This window comes from Holospora undulata HU1 (assembly GCF_000388175.3).
Taxonomy (GTDB): domain Bacteria; phylum Pseudomonadota; class Alphaproteobacteria; order Holosporales; family Holosporaceae; genus Holospora; species Holospora undulata_A.
Map to the genome: position 1 here is coordinate 1 of NZ_ARPM03000063.1, position 2405 is coordinate 2405.

Here is a 2405-nt window from a genome sequence, read left to right on the forward strand (position 1 = left end):
AGTGTATCTGGTTCTCAACAAAGCTCTGATGAAGAAAGTGTATCTGGTTCTCAACAAAGCTCTGATGAAGAGAGTGTATCTGGTTCTCGGAAGGATTCAGAAGTGAATTCTGATTCTTTTGATCAAGAAAACCAGGAAGGAAGCCTAAGAATAGGTACATTTGGTAACTTTGATTTTTCTAATTTTTTGAAGTTAGACTTGGAAAAGAATCGTGAGCTTTTTGCTGACGTCTACAAAAGCAAAGGTTTTTCAGTGAGTTGTATTGATCGAAACATAATGTTGTTTTCAGAACCAATATATAGAAATATAGATGGTCTTATAAAGCTTTATACTGAAAATAGTTATTCTGGGAGCGTACCTTTTCAATGTCGTAATTTTGAAGCTAATCTTTCTCAAGGATCTCCAAGATTGGAGATAATAGATACCGAAATTAATGAAAATGCTGAGGAGCTAGTTCTTAGAACAGATAGACAAGAGGTTTCTGATGCTAGAAATAGTAGGGAAGTTCGTGCAGTTCTAAGCGATTCTTTGGGGAAAATCTCTTCGCAGAGTGTTTCAAAGCTTGATGAATCTCAAGAATCGAACAAATAGTTTTATTTTTGAATTTTTTATAAAGAAGAACTACCAAATTTTATGAGTTTTTCCGTAAGATCCTTCTGTTTTTTAGGAATTAATCGTATCTGTTACTGTAATTTTTGAATATGTTATGTTAAAAAAAACACGAGGGGGGGCGATAAAGGAAGGAAATAGTGTTGTATTGTAATAGCAATAGTATATCAAAAACAGATTTTTTCAGAAATCGTTATTTAGCCAACTCTAAGGTTAAATCTACAGATTAATCTTTTTCCTCTGTTTCTGCGCAACACAACACCATATTTTTTGAGTTGCTCTCATAATCGTACACTAGGTTAGATATTTCTTGTTTTATCCAGTCCGAAAATTCTTTTATGCCTCCCGTATAATTTTTAGTAACTTCGCCCTATGCAGCCAAAAAATTAGAATTTTTTGTATTACCATTATGAATTATACTCACAAGTGGAGTGCAAATACTCGATAAAGTATTTGTTACTGTGGATTTAGTAATATTTTTATCAAAAAATTATAAAAACTTTCTATAAAATTCCTAACTTATAAAAAATTCTTTCAGGATTAGTTCCTGTAGATTTTTTAGAAAAAAACAGTATTTTTACGTAATTTTTTACTTCTTGTAACATGCTTTGATCTGAGAATAATCCATAAACTGTGCTTAAACTATCAAATCCTTCTTTTGCTGCGCGCTTGATCTTTTTAAGAACTAGCTCATCAACGGTGTTTGCATTGGTTGGTTGCTTTGGGGTATTTTTTGCTTCAAGAGCGGCCATTTCATTTCTTTTTCTATCATTTTCTTCATGTATTATCCTTTCTCTTTCTTGCGTAATCATCCTATTGTTGGCTTGAGCAAACTTAGTATAAAAACTTAATCCCTGGGGGTATTTTTTCAGGTGCGTAAGCTTTAGAGAAAGTACAAAAGATAAAAAAGCAACCATCTGATTGGCTTTTTTTGCTTCAGCTCCCTTTGATTCATCAAAAAGCTTTCTTGGTAATTCATCTCTGTTGTTTGAGTACCCATTGTTATAAAAATCTTTTAGTTCAAATATTTTATCTACTATTGCATCGTGATCTTTGTTTTTTAACACAAAATCTTTTACTATCTCTACTTTCGAAATAGAACTATGTTTCATAAGTAGACAGGCTTCTAAAATATCTTTTTTTTGATATGTGTGACTAACAGTACCGAAATGGTCCACTAATTTAGGACTATTAATATGTTCTTTTGATACTATTTCACGTATTTCTTCAGGACTTATAAATCCAAATTCGTTGATGTATTTCTTGAAACCTTCCACCGTTTTTACCAATCCCGGTTCTTTTGTGACATTTCCAAAACTTTGGTTGGCATCAATGTACTTTTTAAGTATTTCAGCTTGTTCTTTTGAAATTACACATCGAGAAAAGACTTTTTTTGTAAACTGGTTTTCTTGAAAGTCTTCCTCATGAAAGGTTTCTAAATTTTTTAGATCCTCCATCCGATTTACTATCGATTTTAGTTTATCCTAAAACATTTTAGAATGTTTAAAATTAGTAGGTTTCTTGAGCAACATCATACTCCCCCTCACTTTTTTGAAGGGTCTTTAAAAGATCCGAAAGAGAGGCTATTTTATTAAAAATAAACAACAATGTTTAATGCAAATGAACCTTCGTACTTAGTATGATCGATCACGAAATGTTCAGCATCCTGCGCTGATCCACAAGATGAACGCTCCAGCTTCAATAAAATCCAAGCTTGAACGCGTCAGGCGTTTTTTTAAAAGGACAAGGAATTGATTCTGGACTCTTCTCAAAAGCCTTGATATCAAGCATTTGGG

The 2405-nt window shown here is 32.5% G+C and carries 2 protein-coding genes; one reads left to right on the plus strand and one right to left on the minus strand.

Features of this window, described 5'->3' with window-relative positions:
• Positions 1–591 (plus strand): hypothetical protein (locus tag K737_RS09850; RefSeq protein ID WP_006293945.1); only part of this gene is annotated, 591 nt, incomplete at its 5' end.
• Positions 592–1112: 521 nt separating this feature from the next.
• On the opposite strand, the gene K737_RS00975 is transcribed toward K737_RS09850, so the two are convergent.
• A complete protein-coding gene (locus tag K737_RS00975; RefSeq protein ID WP_006296688.1) occupies positions 1113–2066 on the minus strand; it encodes a hypothetical protein in 954 nt (317 codons plus the stop codon).
• Between the last annotated feature and the right edge of the window lie 339 nt (positions 2067–2405).